This is a genomic window from Rhizobium leguminosarum (assembly GCF_010668065.1).
In the GTDB taxonomy this organism is placed as follows: domain Bacteria; phylum Pseudomonadota; class Alphaproteobacteria; order Rhizobiales; family Rhizobiaceae; genus Rhizobium; species Rhizobium leguminosarum_S.
Genome location: NZ_WUEN01000018.1, coordinates 75,173 through 91,150, shown reverse-complemented (window position 1 = coordinate 91,150; position 15,978 = coordinate 75,173). Strand labels below are relative to the sequence as shown.

At 61.9% G+C, this 15,978-nt stretch carries 19 protein-coding genes and 1 other RNA gene; 11 read left to right on the top strand and 9 right to left on the bottom strand.

What is annotated here, in order from left to right; genetic code table 11:
• Positions 1 to 266: 266 nt before the first annotated feature.
• Entirely contained in the window at positions 267 to 467 is a 201-nt protein-coding gene (locus tag GR198_RS31700) for a hypothetical protein (RefSeq protein ID WP_003544370.1), read from the top strand.
• Positions 468 to 625: 158 nt separating this feature from the next.
• Here GR198_RS31700 and GR198_RS31695 read toward each other — a convergent pair whose 3' ends face one another.
• Positions 626 to 991, bottom strand: coding sequence for a helix-turn-helix domain-containing protein (locus GR198_RS31695; RefSeq protein WP_029873744.1), 366 nt, complete (start codon positions 989 to 991; stop codon positions 626 to 628).
• Positions 992 to 1,372: 381 nt separating this feature from the next.
• Between GR198_RS31695 and recF the strand changes: the two genes are divergently transcribed.
• From recF to GR198_RS31680, 3 genes are read left to right on the top strand one after another with little or no spacing between them, the layout of a single operon-like run.
• Positions 1,373 to 2,497, top strand: coding sequence for a DNA replication/repair protein RecF (recF, locus tag GR198_RS31690; RefSeq protein ID WP_029873745.1), 1,125 nt, complete (start codon positions 1,373 to 1,375; stop codon positions 2,495 to 2,497).
• Positions 2,494 to 3,318, top strand: a complete 825-nt coding sequence (locus tag GR198_RS31685; protein ID WP_029873746.1) for a molybdopterin-synthase adenylyltransferase MoeB — start codon at positions 2,494 to 2,496, stop codon at positions 3,316 to 3,318. Before recF ends, GR198_RS31685 begins: the two co-directional genes overlap by 4 nt.
• Complete coding sequence (locus GR198_RS31680) at positions 3,315 to 3,803, top strand: GNAT family N-acetyltransferase (RefSeq protein ID WP_029873747.1); 489 nt, start codon at positions 3,315 to 3,317, stop codon at positions 3,801 to 3,803. The genes GR198_RS31685 and GR198_RS31680 overlap by 4 nt, the downstream gene beginning before the upstream one ends.
• 13 nt (positions 3,804 to 3,816) lie before the next feature.
• Here the strand turns inward: GR198_RS31680 and GR198_RS31675 are convergent, their stop codons facing one another.
• Complete coding sequence (locus GR198_RS31675; RefSeq protein ID WP_011649963.1) at positions 3,817 to 4,818, bottom strand: 2-hydroxyacid dehydrogenase; 1,002 nt, start codon at positions 4,816 to 4,818, stop codon at positions 3,817 to 3,819.
• Positions 4,819 to 5,003: 185 nt separating this feature from the next.
• Here GR198_RS31675 and GR198_RS31670 point away from each other — a divergent pair, with 185 nt between their 5' ends.
• Positions 5,004 to 5,543, top strand: a complete 540-nt coding sequence (locus GR198_RS31670; RefSeq protein ID WP_011649962.1) for an SH3 domain-containing protein — start codon at positions 5,004 to 5,006, stop codon at positions 5,541 to 5,543.
• On the opposite strand, the gene GR198_RS31665 is transcribed toward GR198_RS31670, so the two are convergent.
• Positions 5,536 to 6,528 (bottom strand): adenosine kinase, encoded by a 993-nt coding sequence (locus tag GR198_RS31665; RefSeq protein WP_029873748.1) that lies wholly within the window; start codon positions 6,526 to 6,528, stop codon positions 5,536 to 5,538. The genes GR198_RS31670 and GR198_RS31665 overlap by 8 nt on opposite strands.
• A gap of 487 nt (positions 6,529 to 7,015) precedes the next feature.
• Here GR198_RS31665 and GR198_RS31660 point away from each other — a divergent pair, with 487 nt between their 5' ends.
• Positions 7,016 to 7,963: an AEC family transporter gene (locus tag GR198_RS31660; protein ID WP_029873749.1), complete on the top strand. Its 948-nt coding sequence runs from the start codon at positions 7,016 to 7,018 to the stop codon at positions 7,961 to 7,963.
• Between the two features lie 69 nt (positions 7,964 to 8,032).
• Here the strand turns inward: GR198_RS31660 and GR198_RS31655 are convergent, their stop codons facing one another.
• Positions 8,033 to 8,596, bottom strand: a complete 564-nt coding sequence (locus GR198_RS31655) for a c-type cytochrome (protein ID WP_011649960.1) — start codon at positions 8,594 to 8,596, stop codon at positions 8,033 to 8,035.
• 154 nt (positions 8,597 to 8,750) lie between these two features.
• Between GR198_RS31655 and GR198_RS31650 the strand changes: the two genes are divergently transcribed.
• Both GR198_RS31650 and GR198_RS31645 read left to right on the top strand, forming a co-directional pair.
• The gene (locus GR198_RS31650) at positions 8,751 to 9,506 is read left to right on the top strand and encodes a 3-deoxy-manno-octulosonate cytidylyltransferase (protein WP_029873750.1); all 756 of its coding nucleotides are present in this window, start codon (positions 8,751 to 8,753) and stop codon (positions 9,504 to 9,506) included.
• A gap of 10 nt (positions 9,507 to 9,516) precedes the next feature.
• Positions 9,517 to 10,371 (top strand): prephenate dehydratase, encoded by an 855-nt coding sequence (locus GR198_RS31645; RefSeq protein WP_003544355.1) that lies wholly within the window; start codon positions 9,517 to 9,519, stop codon positions 10,369 to 10,371.
• A 113-nt stretch (positions 10,372 to 10,484) separates the two neighbouring features.
• Here the strand turns inward: GR198_RS31645 and GR198_RS31640 are convergent, their stop codons facing one another.
• The 5 genes from GR198_RS31640 to GR198_RS31620 form a co-directional block, all read right to left on the bottom strand.
• Positions 10,485 to 10,853 carry a VOC family protein gene (locus tag GR198_RS31640; protein WP_003555800.1) on the bottom strand — a complete coding sequence of 123 codons (369 nt, stop codon included), beginning with the start codon at positions 10,851 to 10,853 and terminating at the stop codon, positions 10,485 to 10,487.
• A gap of 187 nt (positions 10,854 to 11,040) precedes the next feature.
• The gene (locus tag GR198_RS31635; RefSeq protein WP_028743611.1) at positions 11,041 to 11,301 is read right to left on the bottom strand and encodes a hypothetical protein; all 261 of its coding nucleotides are present in this window, start codon (positions 11,299 to 11,301) and stop codon (positions 11,041 to 11,043) included.
• 144 nt (positions 11,302 to 11,445) lie between these two features.
• Positions 11,446 to 12,141 (bottom strand): helix-turn-helix transcriptional regulator, encoded by a 696-nt coding sequence (locus GR198_RS31630; protein ID WP_011649958.1) that lies wholly within the window; start codon positions 12,139 to 12,141, stop codon positions 11,446 to 11,448.
• Positions 12,142 to 12,145: 4 nt separating this feature from the next.
• Positions 12,146 to 13,105, bottom strand: coding sequence for an NAD(+) diphosphatase (nudC, locus tag GR198_RS31625; RefSeq protein ID WP_029873752.1), 960 nt, complete (start codon positions 13,103 to 13,105; stop codon positions 12,146 to 12,148).
• Positions 13,102 to 13,512 (bottom strand): HIT domain-containing protein, encoded by a 411-nt coding sequence (locus GR198_RS31620; protein ID WP_029873753.1) that lies wholly within the window; start codon positions 13,510 to 13,512, stop codon positions 13,102 to 13,104. Before GR198_RS31620 ends, nudC begins: the two co-directional genes overlap by 4 nt.
• A gap of 89 nt (positions 13,513 to 13,601) precedes the next feature.
• Here GR198_RS31620 and ffs point away from each other — a divergent pair.
• From ffs to GR198_RS31605, 3 genes are all read left to right on the top strand, one after another.
• An RNA gene (gene ffs / locus GR198_RS31615) (signal recognition particle sRNA small type) lies at positions 13,602 to 13,698 on the top strand.
• A 45-nt stretch (positions 13,699 to 13,743) separates the two neighbouring features.
• The gene (locus GR198_RS31610; RefSeq protein WP_164070251.1) at positions 13,744 to 15,621 is read left to right on the top strand and encodes a DNA polymerase III subunit gamma/tau; all 1,878 of its coding nucleotides are present in this window, start codon (positions 13,744 to 13,746) and stop codon (positions 15,619 to 15,621) included.
• Positions 15,622 to 15,643: 22 nt separating this feature from the next.
• Entirely contained in the window at positions 15,644 to 15,967 is a 324-nt protein-coding gene (locus GR198_RS31605; protein WP_003544342.1) for a YbaB/EbfC family nucleoid-associated protein, read from the top strand.
• Positions 15,968 to 15,978 lie beyond the last annotated feature (11 nt).

Genomic DNA, 15,978 nt, shown 5'->3' with positions numbered 1-15,978 from the left:
CGGTTTTTTTGTTCCCGGAATCCCGATTTGCGACATTCGCCGTTCATGCCGGCGAATCTGTCCCGGATCGATACGGCAGCGGGCGGGACGGCGACTTGCGTTAACGCAGCCAGATGATGCCGCTTGCAAGTTTTCCAAATGAATTCAGTCTCTGCCGTCAGTGCATGACCCCGGGAGCCGGAATCGATTGTCGGGGTCATGCACCAAATCAATGTGATAGAGCGTCCTTAGCGCTAGCGGGAACAAACAAACCAAGGGTATCAGCCATGGCGCCAGCCTTTTCATCTCAGTCCGAAGACGTCGACGTTCTCGCCGGCGCCATCTACACATGGTGCGCCGAGCGCAACATCAAGCTTCGCAGCCAGCAAGGCCTTTCCATCGCCAGCATCGCGATCGACCTCTATCATGCCGGCCACCAAACGCAGGACGATCTGCTGATGGCGCTGCACGAATGCGAGATTCACTGAAGCGCGCGGCATCGAACCTCAATCAGGCGGTCCGCTTCCGGTCTTTGTCCTGATGCACGTCATCCCCCAATATTGCTGCACACCCGCATGTGTCCGGAAGCCATCCAGACCTTGAATAGGTCGTGCTTTCCGTGGGAACCGTGATTGCTGCGGTGGAATCAGGCGGTGGTTTCGGCTGCTTCGCCCGTCATGAGGGTGACGATGGTCTTGACCGCTTCCTTGCCTGCCGGTGAGTTCAGCTTGTCGTAGCTCAGCGCAAGCGCATACGCGTCGGGGCTGAGTTCGACACGGCTGCCGAATGGCGACATGCCGGCACCCTCGAAGAGAGCGGAGATGTCGACGTCGAGAAAAACCGCGATCTGATGCAGCTTGCTGGCGGAAACGCGGTTCGCCCCCTTTTCGTATTTCTGGATTTGCTGGAAAGTCAGTCCGAGTGCTTCACCAAGCTCGAGCTGGGAAACACGGCGAAGGGCGCGAAACTGTCTGACGTTGCGACCGACGATAATATCAACCGGATCTGGCACTTCATCACTCTCTTATACATAAACGGTCCGTTTACCATATCGTTTGCATCGGATAACTCAACCCTGCAGTTGCAAAATTCAACCAACTTTTTTTGGGCTTTACGTAACGTCAGTAGCCTTAAAGGATGGCGGCAAACCTTGAATATCCGGCGCTGGAAGACATTGGCAATGACTGTCGACGGGATCGGTTTGGCGATGTCAGGCCATCTCCGATGGTTGTACTTTTAACCGAATTTCGAAAGTGCCATGGCTGTGGCGCCAGCCGCCGCCTCCGGACGTTCGGCAGCAGCGGCGGTACACGATCCGCGGCCAAAAAGCTGCCAGCCTTGCCATCAGCGCCGCTTCGGCTTAGCTGTCACGCTTTATGATTCCGGACATTCGATGCCGCACAAGGTTTCTCTTTCCCGTCTGAAGCTGACAGACTTCCGCAACTATGTGGCGGCGGCCCTTGCCCTTGATGGTCGGCATGCCGTGCTGACGGGAGACAACGGCGCCGGCAAGACCAATCTCATGGAGGCCGTCTCGTTGCTTTCGCCTGGCCGCGGTTTGCGCCGTGCGGCTTATGGCGACATTACCCGGGTCGGCGCGGCCGGCGGCTTTTCGATCTTCGCCGCGCTCGACGGCATGGAGGGCGACGTCGAGATCGGCACCGGCATTGAAACGAGCGAGGAGACCATCGCCCGCAGGCTGCGCATCAATGGCACGACGGCAAAGACTGCCGACGAACTGACCGACCATCTGCGCCTTCTCTGGCTGACACCGGCGATGGACGGGCTCTTTACCGGCGCCTCTTCCGACCGGCGCCGCTTTCTCGACCGGCTGGTGCTGTCGCTCGATCCCGCCCATGGCCGCCGCGCCAGCGATTTCGAGCGCGCCATGCGCAGCCGCAACAAATTGCTGGATGAGGGGCGCTTCGATCCCTCCTGGCTTGCCGGCATCGAGGAGCAGATGGCAAGCCTCGGCATCGCCATGGCGCTCGCCCGGCAGGAGATGCTCGGCCTGCTGACCCGGCTGATCGAGGAAACCCGCGAAACGTCGCCCTTCCCTTCGGCATCGCTGCAGCTCTCCGGCTTCATGGACGGCCAGTTCTCGCGCCCCTCGGTCGACCTCGAGGACGACTACGCGGCGATGCTGGCGGAGAGCCGCTACCGCGATGCCGGCGCAGGGCGCACGCTCGAGGGACCACACCGGGCCGATCTCATCGTGCATCACCGCGAAAAGGCGATGGAGGCGGAGCGTTGCTCCACCGGCGAGCAGAAAGCGCTGCTTGTCGGCCTGGTGCTTGCGCATGCGCGGCTCGTCGGCAATCTCACCGGCCATGCGCCGATCCTGCTGCTCGACGAGATCGCGGCCCATCTCGACGAGGGCCGCCGCGCCGCGCTATTCGACCTTATCGACGGGCTCGGCGGCCAGGCCTTCATGACCGGAACGGATCGCGCGATGTTTTCAGCACTCGGCGACAGGGCGCAGTTTTTCACGGTTTCCGACGGAAGGGTGTTCGAATGACCGAGGCGGCTTTTCCCGGCGTCGGGCGTCATGATAACATCGGCGCCATGGAACCGCTCAGCCCGGAAGAAATCGCGCGCTATCACCGCCACATCCTGCTGCCCGAGATCGGCGGCGCCGGCCAGCAGAAACTGAAAGCCGCCCGCGTGCTGGTGATCGGCGCCGGTGGCCTCGGTGCGCCGGTCCTGCAATATCTGGCCGCAGCCGGCGTCGGCACGCTCGGGATCGTCGACGACGACCGGGTGTCGCTGTCGAACCTGCAGCGCCAGGTGATCCATGATTCCGGCACGATCGGCGAACTGAAGACGGAGAGTGCCGCCTTCGCCATCGCCAGGCTCAATCCGCATGTCCGACTGATCCGCTTCGAGGAACGCTTTTCCCCGGAGGCCGCCCGCCGTCAGCTCTCAGGCTTCGATCTGCTGATCGACGGCTCCGACAATTTCGACACCCGTTATGCCGCCGCCGATGCGGCTGATGAAGCGCGCATTCCGCTCGTCACCGGCGCCGTCGGGCGGTTCGACGGCTCGCTGACGGTTCTCAAGCCCTATGAAACGGCTGAGGACGGAACGCCCAACCCTGGATATCGTGACCTGTTTCCGGAAGCGCCGCCGGCCGGGTTGATTCCCGCATGCGCCGAGGCCGGCATCATCGGCGCGCTGACCGGCGTCATCGGCACGATGATGGCGATGGAGGCTATCAAGCTCGTCACCGGCACCGGCGAACCGCTGGTCGGACGGCTGCTGCTCTACGACGCGCTCTCGGCCCGCTTCGACACCATCCGCTACAAACGACGCCGTACAACACAGAGACAGGCGGGATGAGGATTGTTCCGCTTGATCAGACTTTCACGCGCTGGGACGAACTGCTGGCGCTGATCCTTTCCGCCTTCGCCTCCATGAACGGCAGGATCGACCCGCCATCTTCGGCGCTCAAGCTGACGACGGCATCACTGGCCGAAAAGGCAGGGACCGAGATCGGTCATGTCGCCATCGACGGCGAAAAACTGATCGGCTGCCTCTTCCTGCGGCCGGAGGCCGATTGTCTCTATGTCGGCAAGCTCGCCGTTCTGCCTGAGGTGCAGGGCAAGGGCCTCGGCAAACGGCTGCTGGCAATTGCCGAGGAGACCGCTGCGGCGCTCGACCTTCCCGCCTTGCGGCTGGAAACGCGGATCGAACTCACCGACAACCACGCCGTCTTTGCCGCCTGGGGATTTTGCAGAACCGCCGAAAAGGCGCATCCCGGCTTTGCCAGGACAACATTCGTCGAGATGCGCAAGGTCCTTGCGCCTCCGATCTGCGTCGCCTGATTTACAGCGTTCTTCAACGACCCGGCAGTACCCGATTCGGCGGTCTATGGCCGTCGATGAAGGTGCGGATATTGATGATGACCTTGTCGCCCATATCGATGCGGCCTTCGATCGTCGCCGAACTCATATGCGGCAACAGCACGACCTTGCCCTCATTGGCGAGCTTGATGAGCCTCGGATTGACGGCGGGCTCGTTTTCGAAGACGTCGAGACCGGCGCCGGCAATCCGGCCCTCCCTCAGGCATTTGATCAGCGCAGCTTCATCGACCACGTCGCCGCGCGCGGTGTTGACGAGATAGGCCGTCGGCTGCAGCAGTGCCAGACGGCGGGCCGAGATCAAGTGGAAGGTCGCCGGCGTCGACGGACAATTGACCGAAACGATGTCGACGCGGGCGAGCATCTGGTCGAGACTTTCCCAATAGGTCGCCTCCAACTCGTCCTCGACGGCCGGATTGACGCGCTTGCGGTTGTGATAGTGGATCGACAGGCCGAAAGCCTTGGCGCGGCGGGCCACCGCCGTGCCGATGCGGCCCATGCCGACGATGCCGATCCGCTTGCCGTGAATGCGCCGGCCGAGCATCCAGGTGGGAGACCAGCCTGCCCATTCGCCCGGCTTGTCGGTCAGCACGCGCGCACCTTCGCCGAGCCTTCTCGGAACAGCGAGAATCAGCGCCATGGTCATATCGGCGGTGTCCTCGGTCAGGACGTTCGGCGTGTTGGTGACGGTGATGCCCTTGCGCGCCGCCGCCTCGACGTCGATGTGATCGGTGCCGTTGGAGAAGCTCGCAATCAGCTTCATCTGCGGTCCCGCCTGTTCGATCAGCGCCGCGTCGATGCGATCGGTGACAGTCGGCACCAGCACATCGGCGGTCTTGACCGCAGCGATCAGCTCGGGAACGGAGCGCGGCGCGTCGTCGATGTTCAGCTCAGCGTCGAAGAGTTCGCGCATGCGGGTTTCGACGGCATCCGGCAGCTTGCGGGTGATGTAGACCTTCGGTTTTTTCTTCGCTGTCATGGCTGCCTGTGGTGCCTTGTTCAGAGGTCTTTAACCAAGAGGGGTGATAATTTTCCCATTCCGGGCATTTTCTACCAGACCCGCACGCGAAGACAAACAAAACTCGTGGTGCAGCCGGGGAATGTCAGAGCCCGGACCGCGAGCAGGCCGGGCCTGCCCGCGAATTCGAGCAAACGGAAACTTCCATGCGCAGCAAAGTCCTGAAGTCCTGCCTCGCCCTTGCCATCGCTCTGGCTGCATCCATGGGAAGCGTCGAGTTCGCCCATGCGCAGGCGGCCAAGGGGCCAAGCGGACTGCCATTGCCGCGTTTCGTCACGCTGAAATCCAAGCGCGTCAACCTGCGCATCGGTCCGGGAACAGATTACGCCGTGTCGTGGATGTACCTGAAATCCGGCCTGCCGGTGGAGATCATCCAGGAATACGACAATTGGCGCCGCATCCGCGATGCCGACGGCACCGAAGGCTGGGTCAATCAGTCGCTGCTGTCAGGCCAGCGCGCGGCGATCGCCGCCCCGTGGATGAAGACCAAGGGCAAGGGGATCTATGTCAATCTGCGCCGCGAGGCGCAGCCCTCCGCCTCGATCGTCGCCAAGCTGGAACCCGGCGTGATGCTGACGATCGGCGAATGCAACGGCGACTGGTGCCGCGCCGAATCCGACGGCGCCTCGGGCTGGGTGGCGCAGTCGGAGATCTGGGGCGCCTATCCCGGCGAAGCCTTCAAATAAGCCCTGCCCGTTTGGCGGCTTCGGAAAGCGAGGTCATCGGGCGCGGGCCGATCTGCTGGATGACGATGCCGGCAGCCAGGCAACCGAGCTTGCCGCAATCCTCGAGAGACCGTCCCTGCGTGTAACCATAGAGGAAGCCGGAGGCGAAGAGATCGCCGGCGCCTGTCGTATCGACCACTTCCCTGATCCTGATGGCGTCGACGTAATAACGCTCTTTGCCCTTGAGGATGACGGCACCGTCCTCGCTCATCGTGACGGCGGCGATCTTGCAATCGGCGGCGATCCTGTTCAGCGCCTCTTCGAAATCGTCGGTCTCGTAGAGCGACAGCGCCTCCTGGCGATTGGCGAAAACGATATCGACCTTGCCTGAGCGCATCAGATCGAGGAATTCGTCGCGATAGCGGCCGACGCAAAAGCTGTCCGACAGCGTCATCGACACTTCGCGGCCGTTTTCATGGGCGATGCGGGCACAATCGAGGATCGCTTCCTTGGCGCGTGGCGGATCCCAGAGATAACCTTCGAAATAGGTAACCTTGGCGTCGGCCACGACGTCGGTCTCGACATCCTCAGGGCCGAGCTCGACGCAAGCGCCGAGATAGGTGTTCATCGAACGCTCGCCATCCTCGGTGACGAAGATCATCGAACGCGCCGTTGGCGGGAAGGTGCCCTTCGGCCGGGTCTGGTAGTGGACGCCCTGGGCGCGGATGTCGTGCGCGAAGATGTCACCGAGCTGATCTTGGGCGACATTGCCGAAATAGGCAGCCTTGCCGCCGAGGCTCGCCACGCCCGCCGCCGTGTTGCCGGCGCTGCCGCCGGAAGCTTCGAGCGCCGGTCCCATGCGCGAATACAAGAGTTCGGCGCGTTCGGCATCGATGAGGTTCATCGCCGCCTTGGTGATCTGGTTGTCAATGAGGAACTGGTCGTCGCAACGGGCAATGATATCCACGATTGCGTTGCCGACTGTCAGAACATCGAATCTTGTCATGAAATGGGAGGTCCCGGAGTTTGTGATAGCCGGGGTTTGGTCTTAGCGAAATTTCCGCGGTTTGGAAGGAAAAATGGTGGATGGCCTCTCTATTTCTTCGCAAAAGTGCCGCCTGTTCGTCATGCCCCTGTCATTTTCAATATCTAGAAATACTCGCAAGATGACCGGCATGAGCAGCTTTCAGTTGCAGCCGGGCTCACGAGGGATGATCCCTTCGATCTTACCGGCGCGATGCTGACCACGGATGAACTGGCAGCTTTGTGATCCGGCTATCCGGCACGGCCGGAGCGGAAAAGCGGGCTGTGCCCGCTTTTTTTGCTTTCGGATGCCCGGGCTGCCGGATCGGGCGGCGATTGGCTTTTCAATCCAAGCCGTTTGCTGCTACTGCATAATTCCTTAATTCAAAGTACTACAGCGTCCTTTGTGCGTCTTGAAAAGACGCGGCCCTGTAGAGGTCGTATACTCCCCGCGCAGAGCAGCCTCCCGCATGTCAGCCATCATTTTCGACGTCCTTCCCGTCTTCATTCTGATTCTCATCGGCTGGGTGATCGTTCGCAGCGGGTTGATGGCGTCGAATGTCGGCGAAGCGCTCAGCGAATTCGTCTTCAAGATCGCCGTGCCGCTTCTGCTCTTCCGCACCATCGCCGAGGCGGATTTTCATGGCGCCTCGCCCTTCCGGCTCTGGATCGTCTATTTTTCGGGCGTTGCCATCACCTGGACGGCCGGGCATATCGCCGCCACACGCCTCTTCGGCCGCGACGAACGGATCGGCGTGCTGGCCGGCGTTTCCTCGGCCTTCGCCAACAATATCTTCATCGGCCTGCCGCTCGTCGAGCGGACCGTCGGCGACGAAGGGCTGGTGGCGCTGTCGATCCTGCTTGCCGTGCATCTGCCCGTGATGATGGTCGCCGGCACGGTGCTGATGGAGCATGCCGAGCGCAAGATCGCCGGCAAAAGCGATCGCAGCATGATGCTCGTGCTCCGCCAGATCGCTGTCAATCTCGTGCGCAACCCGCTGGTGATCGGCCTTGCAGCCGGCATGGCCATGCACCTTTCCGGTCTCACCATGCCGACAACGCTGGCAACGGTCGTCGGGCAGATCGCCGGCATTGCCGGCCCGGCGGCGCTGATCTCGCTCGGCATGGCGCTGGAGAGATACGGCGTCTCCGGCAATCTCGGCATTGCCAGCGTCACCTCGAGCCTGAAGCTGCTGCTGCTGCCCGGCTGCGTGTGGGCGGCGAGCCGTCTCCTCGGTCTCAGCCCCGAATGGACGGCAGCGATCGTGCTGACCTCCTCCGTCCCGACCGGCGTCAACGCCTGGCTGATCGCCAATCGCTTCGGCGTCGGTCACAGCCTCGCCGCCTCGACGATCACCGTGACGACGGCGCTCGGCGCCATCACGGTCTCGCTCTGGGCCTATTTCCTCGGCGCCTGAGCTGATATCCGCACAAAGAAAAGCCCGGCTTGCGGGCCGGGCTTCGATGTCATGCGATTGTCTGCCGCGTTACTGCGTCGCGGCGTTCGGATCCGGCAGCGGTCCCGGCGAATCGGCAAGCGTATGCAGGTAGAGGATGACGTTGGCGCGCTCCTGATCCTTCGCCAGACCGGCGAAGCCCATGGCGGTGCCCGGAATGTCCTTCTTTGGCGCCAGCAGGAACTTGTTGAGATATTCGAAGGTCCACTTCTCGCTGCCACCCTTGGAGAAATCCTTCATGGGAGCGGAATAGGCGAAGCCCGCATGCGAGGCGATCGGGCGATCTACGACACCAAACAGGTTGGGACCGACCTTGTTCGGTCCCCCTTTGGTGCCGTCATGACAGGCCTGACACTTCTTGAAGACAGTTTCACCGGCCTTGGCATCTGCAGAAGCGAGCAATTGCGCGATCGGAACGGCAACGGCAGGCGCAGCCTCGCCGCCAGCGGCGGGCGCCTCTTCGGCAACAATCGCGAAACCTTCCTTTTCCGGTGCTTCGGAATGGAAGATCCCTTCGGACGCGATAGAGACCGACATCAGAACGAAAATCGTTCCGAGCAGCGCCCCGACGGCCGTATTGACGTATGAATTCATCTGCAATGCTCCCCTTGCAGCCGGCAGATCATAAACCGGACCATCTTGAAATCGCGCGGAACCTATGTCTTTTGGCTGTTCGTTGCAACTGTCTAAATGGTCTTGCGCATGAGACTTTTTGACACTTTTCAGCCCGGAATAGAAGGCCCGAACAATGAGTGATTCAAATTTAGACGGCGTGCTCGTATTGATCCCGGCGCGCATGGCCTCCACCCGGCTTCCGGGCAAGCCGCTGGCCGATATTTGCGGTCTGCCGATGATCGTGCAGGTGGCGATGCGCGCCAGGGAGGCAGCCATCGGCCGCGTCGTCGTCGCCGTCGACGACACAAGAGTGTTCGATGCCGTGGCCGCCGCCGGCTTCGAAGTCGTCATGACCCGCGTAGACCATCAATCGGGTTCCGATCGGATCTTTGAGGCGCTGACGAAAGTCGATCCGGACGGAAAGGCGAAAATCATCGTCAACATCCAGGGCGATCTGCCGACGATCGATCCGGAAACAGTGCGCGCAGCTTTGCGCCCGCTCGAGAACGAGGCGGTCGATATCGGCACGCTGACGACCGAAATCGATAATGACGAGGACAAGGCGGCGCCGCACATCGTCAAGATCGTCGGCTCGCCGATTTCCGTCGCCCGGCTGCACGCGCTCTACTTCACGCGCGCAACCGCCCCTTACGGCCAGGGGCCGCTCTACCATCATATCGGCCTTTATGCCTATCGGCGCGCAGCGCTCGAACGGTTCGTCTCGCTCGGCCCTTCGACGCTCGAAAAGCGCGAATCGCTGGAGCAGCTACGGGCGCTTGAAGCCGGCATGCGTATCGACGCCGAGATCGTTGACACGGTTCCGCTCGGTGTCGATACTCCCGCCGACCTCGAAAAAGCGCGGCGCATCCTCTCCGCAAAGTCGAACTGACGGAACCATCATGAACATCAAGACCAATAGGATCGCCTTCCAGGGCGAATTCGGCGCCAATTCCGACATGGCCAGCCGCGACATGTTTCCAACCATGGAGCCGCTGCCCTGCCAGACCTTCGAGGATGCGTTCACGGCGGTCGACAATGGCGACGCCGACATCGGGATGATCCCGATCGAAAACACGATTGCCGGGCGGGTCGCCGATATCCACCATCTGCTGCCGGAGTCGCGGCTGCACATCATCGGCGAATATTTCATGCCGATCCGCTTCCAGCTGATGGTGCTGCCCGGTGTTACCAAGGACGAGATCCGCACTGTGCACAGCCATATCCACGCGCTCGGCCAGTGCCGCAAGATCGTTCGTGCCAATGGCTGGAAGCCGGTGATCGCCGGCGATACGGCGGGGGCGGCGAAACTCGTGCAGGAAACTGGCGACCGCTCAATGGCCGCCTTGGCGCCACGTCTTGCCGCCGATCTCTACGGGCTCGAGATCATCGCCGAAAATGTCGAGGATACGGAAAACAACGTCACCCGCTTCGTCGTCCTGTCCCGCGACGAAGAATGGGCGCAGCGGAATTCGGCGGAAGAAAAGGTCGTCACCACCTTCGTCTTCAACGTCCGCAACATCCCGGCCGCGCTCTACAAGGCGCTCGGCGGATTTGCCACCAACAACATCAATATGACCAAGCTGGAAAGCTACCAGCTCGGCGGAAAATTCGTGGCGACGCAGTTTTACGCCGATATCGAAGGCCACCCGAACGACCCGAACGTGCGTCGGGCGTTGGAGGAACTGCGGTTCTTTTCCGAGAAAGTCCGCATCCTCGGCGTCTACAAGGGGCATGCGATGCGAGGCCTGCTTTAGAACAGGATGAAGTCATCCTGTTCTAAATTAAATAGTTAGAGCATGATGTTGTCCGAAAACCGCTGACACTTTTCGGCATCATGCTCCAAGGCAAGCCCCGCAAGTCGACTGAATTATTTATCCGGCTCACAGACACGCAGCCGATGCCCATCCGGATCGAGCACGACAAAGGTCGGGCCGAAATCCAGTTCGGTCAGTTCCTGGGCGATCGGCAGACCGCGCTGACGCCAGTCTTCATAATGTCTGGCGACGGCATTTTCGCCTTCGACCATGAAGGCCACTTCGCCGCGGTTGCCGATGGCGGAGGGCTGCGGCTCGACCTTGCTGCGCCGCCAGAGGCCGAGCGTGAAGCCGCCCTCAAGCGGAAAAGCGACGAAATTCGGCGCTTCCACGGCCGGTTCGCGGTTCAGCAGGTTCCGGTAGAAGCTGGCGCTTTCACCCGGGTCCTTGACGTAAAGAATGATGAGGTTGGGGCTGGTCATTTCGGTTCTCCCGTTGTTTAAGAATGGCGCCGCGAGAGATCGTCTGCCGACAAATTATGGCAGCAGACTACCTGGGGCGTTGCGATCGCAACGCCCCGTTCTCGTCGGGCAGAATGTTGATAAGGATGGGCGGCCTAAAGCGGTCGCGCATGTCGCAAAACCGCTGCACACTTTGGCGCGATATGCTTTAGAGCGGAAAACGGTCCTCGCAGTGCGGGTCGCGTCCGTCGATGAAGCCGAGGTCGCGCTTCAGGTAATCCGGTGTCGCTTCAAGGTCGAGGCCGGTGCGGTCTCCTCTGCGAAATCGGAAAATGTTCATGACCAGGTGCAGCAGGCCGGACGGCGCTGATTGGCGGACATCGGCAAAAGTCTCGGCCGAAATGACATCGGCAAAGGACTCGGCCGCAAAACTGTCGTTGGTGAAATGAATGGCTGGAGGCGTTACCATGATCAGTACTCCTTCCCTTGCGCATCGGCACGATGCGCGGAACCTAGATGCTACAGCGTCCTTTGCGCGTCCGAAGACGCGCGGCGCTGTAGTGGATTGGCACTGATAATAACCCTGGCTGCTGACAGTTTATGGCAGTAGCGTTCAGTTCTCCATCGGTACGTCCTGCGTCTCGCGCCATTCCTTGAGGAGCACCGTGCGGCGGCGCGGATAACGCACCTCGTGCAAGGCCATGTCGATGATGCGATCGGTGCGGAAATGGCGAAAATCCTGGCGTAGTTCGCACCAGGCCATGAGGACGCGCACATGCTCGTAATAGCCGAGCCCGAAAGGCCAGACGCGGCGGCGCGAGATACGGCCCTGCTCGTCGCCATAATGTAGTTCGAGGATACGCTCCAGGCGGATCGCCCTGCGGATGGCCGAAACGTCAGCCTTGTCCTCGTCCCTGCGTTTGGGACCGACAAAAAGCGCTGCCGAATCGATCATCTCGCGCATATCGGCCGGCAGCACGGCGGCAATCTTGGCCAGTGCGTCGGCACCGGCGCCGGCAAGGCGCGGCTCGGCGGCGCGGGCCACCCAGCGCGAGCCGAGCACCAAAGCCTCAAGCTCTTCTTCGGAAAACATCATCGGCGGCAGCATGAAGCCGGGCTTCAGCACATAACCGATGCCGGCTTCGCCTTCGATCATCGCGCCCTGGGCCTGCAGGCTGGCAATATCGCGATAGAGCGTGCGCAGGCTGACCCCGGTCTCTTGTGCCAGCACCGTGCCGGTCACCGGCCGCCGGTAACGCCGGAGCGTCTGGAGCAGCGTCAGCAGCCGTTCCGAGCGGGCGACCGGCATGGCGCTACCGCTTCCACTCCACCCAGTCACGCATCAGGCGGTGGGCGATCGCCCCTTTCGGTGGCGAGGCCCTGCCTGTCGCGCTCGGGCGTTCCAGCATCTCGATCGTTTCCTCGCGGGTGAACCAGCGGCAATCCTCCAGCTCGGTCTCATCGCGGCTGATTTCGGTGGATTTCGCCTCGGCGTAACAGCCGATCATCAGTGAATGCGGCATCGGCCAGGGCTGCGAGGCGTGATAGCGGATGCGGCCGGTGCGGATGCCCGATTCCTCCAGTGTTTCGCGACGCACGGCGTTCTCGATGGTCTCGCCGGGTTCGAGGAAGCCGGCAAGACAGGAATACATGCCGGGCGCGAAATGCGGACTGCGGCCGAGCAGGCAGAGGTCGCGCTGCTCGTCGACCGTCAGCATGATGACGACGGGGTCGGTGCGCGGGAAGATCACGTGTTCGCAGGCAGCGCAGACACGTTTGTAGCCGCCGATGTGGATCTCCATCGCCGAGCCGCAGCGGCCACAAAAGCGATTGTCGCCATTCCAGCGGATGAGGCTTGCGGCCTGGGCGAATTCGCCGAGCAACACTTCGTCGATCAGCATTTCGCGAAACAGCGTGCGACCGTCGGCAGGCTTGTACTGGCTGGTGAGGTCGTCGACGTCGATGCCAACGGGAACGGCAAGGCGCGGCTCGCCGCTCTTGCGGTAGCCGAGAAGTATGGTCTCGTCCCAATCCGGCTGCAATTCCTGCAGCTCGTAGCGGGCAAAGAGCGGGTCGAGCACCTGGCCGTCATGCTTCAGCACCAGCTTATCCCTGGTGAAGGCGAAGATATGAGTGCCTTCCTTGGCCAGCGCCTTTTCGACGGATTGTTCGTCGCGATGCTCGGAATCACGGTTGAGATCGTTGGCGGCAAAGGCCGTGAGATTGCTGGGTTCCGGATGAGGCACATCCGAATCGAAAAGCGAATGACTCATGATGAAAGGGCTTCCCGCAGCTTCGCTGTAAATTCGTCTCTCTTTCCGTCTTCGTAGGGCTCCGCGCGCCCGAAGCCCCAGACGGGACCCGGCCAGTTCGCATCGCCTTCGAAGCGGGCAATGACATGAACATGAAGCTGGCGGACGATATTGCCAAGAGCCCCGATATTGATTTTTGTCGCGCTGGTGATCTTCTTCAGCGCCTTGGCGACCAGTTCCGTCTCGAAGGCAAGCAGCACCTGGTCGAGCGGTGTCAGCTCGAAGATTTCGGTGATATCAGCCCGGCGCGGCACGAGAATGAGCCAGGGCCAGCGGGCGTCCTTCGACAATCTCAGATCGCAGAGGCCGGTGACCATGATGCTGACGCTGTCGTTTTCCAGCCGCGGGTCGAGCGCGAAACCTTTCAAAGGGCATTCCTCCTGTCTTTTCCTACGACTAGCAGTTTTTTCGCATGTTGGCTTGCTTTTGATGACGATATTGCCGATATGTGCATCCGGGAGGTTGGTGGTGGACGAGCCACTCGCCAACCGGGTCAGGTCCGGAAGGAAGCAGCCCTAACGAGCCCGGCACGGGTCATCGTGCCAGCCTCCCACCTTCTCTCCACGAAGTGCCCGACAGTCCGGGCGACAAGCAGGGCGATGAGCGACACCGAGCGACAAGCAAAAGATGCCGCCTCGACGGGCACCGGATACCGAGTGCTGGCTCGCAAATACCGCCCCAAGGATTTCACGGACCTGATGGTCGGCCAGGAGCCGATGGTCCGCACCCTCACCAACGCCTTCGAGACCGGCCGCATCGCCCAAGCCTACATGCTGACCGGCGTGCGCGGCGTCGGCAAGACGACGACGGCGCGCATCCTGGCGCGGGCGCTGAACTACAAGACATCGGAAATCGACAAGCCGACGATCGACCTTCGCACGCCGGGCGAGCACTGCCAGGCGATCATGGAAGGCCGGCATGTCGACGTGATCGAGATGGATGCCGCCTCCCATACCGGTATCGACGATATCCGCGAGATCATCGAGCAGGTGCGCTACCGGCCGGTTTCGGCGCGCTACAAGGTCTATATCATCGACGAAGTGCACATGCTGTCGACACAGGCCTTCAACGGCCTGTTGAAGACATTGGAAGAGCCGCCGGAGCATGTGAAGTTCATCTTCGCCACCACCGAAATCCGCAAGGTGCCGATCACCGTGTTGTCGCGCTGCCAGCGCTTCGACCTGCGCCGCATCAGCGCCTCAGATCTCGTCGGGCTGTTCACGACGATCGCGGCCAAGGAAGGCATCGAGGCGGAAGCCGACGCGCTGGCGATGATCGCGCGTGCTGCCGAAGGCTCGGCGCGCGACGGCCTGTCGCTGCTCGACCAGGCGATCGCTCATGGCGCAGGCGTCGTGCAGGCGGAAGCCGTGCGCGGCATGCTCGGCCTTGCCGATCGCGCCCGGATCGTCGATCTCTTCCAGCATATCGTCAAAGGCGATGTGGCCGCCGCCCTCGGCGAGTTCCAGAACCAGTACGAAGCCGGCGCCAATCCGGTGGTGGTGCTGACCGATCTTGCCGATTTCACCCATCTGGTGACGCGGCTGAAATATGTGCCGGATGCGGCAAACGATCCTTCGCTCAGCGAGGTCGAGCGCACCAAGGCGGCGGAATTTGCGAAGAGCGTTGCGGTGACGACGCTGTCGCGCATCTGGCAGATGCTGCTCAAGGGCATTCCGGAAACGGAAGGCTCGTCGAGGACGGCAGGGGCAGCCGAGATGGTGCTGATCCGCCTTGCACATGCCGCACATCTGCCGGCGCCCGAGGATGCGGCGCGGCGACTTGCCGAATTTTCCGGCGACAATGCCGGCCCACGGCCCTCTTCCCCGCCGTCCGGCAATGGCGGTGGCAACGGGACACGGGTTTCCTATCAGAACGGTGTCACGGCGCGCGCGGCGGAAACCGCACCGAGCCAGCCACCGTCTTCCGCGCCGGTGGCGATGCTGCGTGCCGTGCCGAGCAGCCAGCCGGAGACGATGGCTGTCGGACGGATCGAGCCAAAACCGGTGGAAGCATTAAAGCCGCTCGTCCCGGTCAATTCGGTCAATGATATCGTCAACCTCGCTACCGAGAAACGCGATCCGAAGCTGAAGGCGATGGTGCGCACCTTCCTGCGCCCGGTCCGGATCGAAGCCGGCCGGCTCGACGTCAGCCTGGCTCCCGGTGCGCCGACGACGCTACTCAACGAGCTTGCCGTCAAGCTGAAGGAATGGACCGGCATCCACTGGATCGTGAGCCTCAGCCGCGATGAGGGCCAGCCGACGCTGGTCGAAGCGGAGGCCAGGACGCGGGAACAGCATGTGATCGACGCGCGCCAGGACCCTGACGTGGCGGCGATCCTTGCACATTTTCCCGGTGCCAAGATCATCGACGTGCGCGTACGGGCGCCCGAACCGGAGGAGGAAGGCGAGGCGACGCCGCCGGCCGCCGCCGAATCCGAGGAAGGTGACATCCTGCCGGGCGACGACATAGAATTCTAAGGTTTCAACAAGGAGCGAGACGATGCGCGACATCATGGGCATGATGGGCAAAGTCAAGGAAATGCAGGCCAAGATGGAGCAGATGCAGGCGGAGATCGCCGAGCTCACGGCCGAAGGCAAGGCGGGCGGCGGTCTCGTCGCCGTCGTCATCACGGGCAAGGGCGAGCTGAAGAGCCTGAAGATCGATCCGTCGCTGTTCAAGGAAGACGATGTCGAGATCCTCGAGGACCTGATCGTCGCCGCCCACAAGGACGCCAAGGACAAGGCCGAGGCACTGGCCGCCGAAAAGACCAAGGCGCTGACAGCAGGCTTGCCGATCCCGCCCGGCTTCAAGCTGCCATTCTGAGGCGGCCCTCA

What these genes read in the sequence shown, in the direction of transcription:
- GR198_RS31635 (WP_028743611.1), bottom strand. Translation starts at nt 11,301, where the DNA reads ATGGTAACGCCTCCAGCCATTCATTTCACCAACGACAGTTTTGCGGCC.
- GR198_RS31645 (WP_003544355.1), top strand. Translation starts at nt 9,517, where the DNA reads ATGAACATCAAGACCAATAGGATCGCCTTCCAGGGCGAATTCGGCGCC.
- GR198_RS31680 (WP_029873747.1), top strand. Translation starts at nt 3,315, where the DNA reads ATGAGGATTGTTCCGCTTGATCAGACTTTCACGCGCTGGGACGAACTG.
- GR198_RS31650 (WP_029873750.1), top strand. Translation starts at nt 8,751, where the DNA reads ATGAGTGATTCAAATTTAGACGGCGTGCTCGTATTGATCCCGGCGCGC.
- GR198_RS31655 (WP_011649960.1), bottom strand. Translation starts at nt 8,596, where the DNA reads ATGAATTCATACGTCAATACGGCCGTCGGGGCGCTGCTCGGAACGATT.
- GR198_RS31640 (WP_003555800.1), bottom strand. Translation starts at nt 10,853, where the DNA reads ATGACCAGCCCCAACCTCATCATTCTTTACGTCAAGGACCCGGGTGAA.
- nudC (WP_029873752.1), bottom strand. Translation starts at nt 13,105, where the DNA reads ATGAGTCATTCGCTTTTCGATTCGGATGTGCCTCATCCGGAACCCAGC.
- GR198_RS31630 (WP_011649958.1), bottom strand. Translation starts at nt 12,141, where the DNA reads ATGCCGGTCGCCCGCTCGGAACGGCTGCTGACGCTGCTCCAGACGCTC.
- GR198_RS31610 (WP_164070251.1), top strand. Translation starts at nt 13,744, where the DNA reads ATGAGCGACACCGAGCGACAAGCAAAAGATGCCGCCTCGACGGGCACC.
- GR198_RS31670 (WP_011649962.1), top strand. Translation starts at nt 5,004, where the DNA reads ATGCGCAGCAAAGTCCTGAAGTCCTGCCTCGCCCTTGCCATCGCTCTG.
- GR198_RS31675 (WP_011649963.1), bottom strand. Translation starts at nt 4,818, where the DNA reads ATGACAGCGAAGAAAAAACCGAAGGTCTACATCACCCGCAAGCTGCCG.
- GR198_RS31700 (WP_003544370.1), top strand. Translation starts at nt 267, where the DNA reads ATGGCGCCAGCCTTTTCATCTCAGTCCGAAGACGTCGACGTTCTCGCC.
- GR198_RS31685 (WP_029873746.1), top strand. Translation starts at nt 2,494, where the DNA reads ATGACCGAGGCGGCTTTTCCCGGCGTCGGGCGTCATGATAACATCGGC.
- GR198_RS31605 (WP_003544342.1), top strand. Translation starts at nt 15,644, where the DNA reads ATGCGCGACATCATGGGCATGATGGGCAAAGTCAAGGAAATGCAGGCC.
- GR198_RS31660 (WP_029873749.1), top strand. Translation starts at nt 7,016, where the DNA reads ATGTCAGCCATCATTTTCGACGTCCTTCCCGTCTTCATTCTGATTCTC.
- recF (WP_029873745.1), top strand. Translation starts at nt 1,373, where the DNA reads ATGCCGCACAAGGTTTCTCTTTCCCGTCTGAAGCTGACAGACTTCCGC.
- GR198_RS31665 (WP_029873748.1), bottom strand. Translation starts at nt 6,528, where the DNA reads ATGACAAGATTCGATGTTCTGACAGTCGGCAACGCAATCGTGGATATC.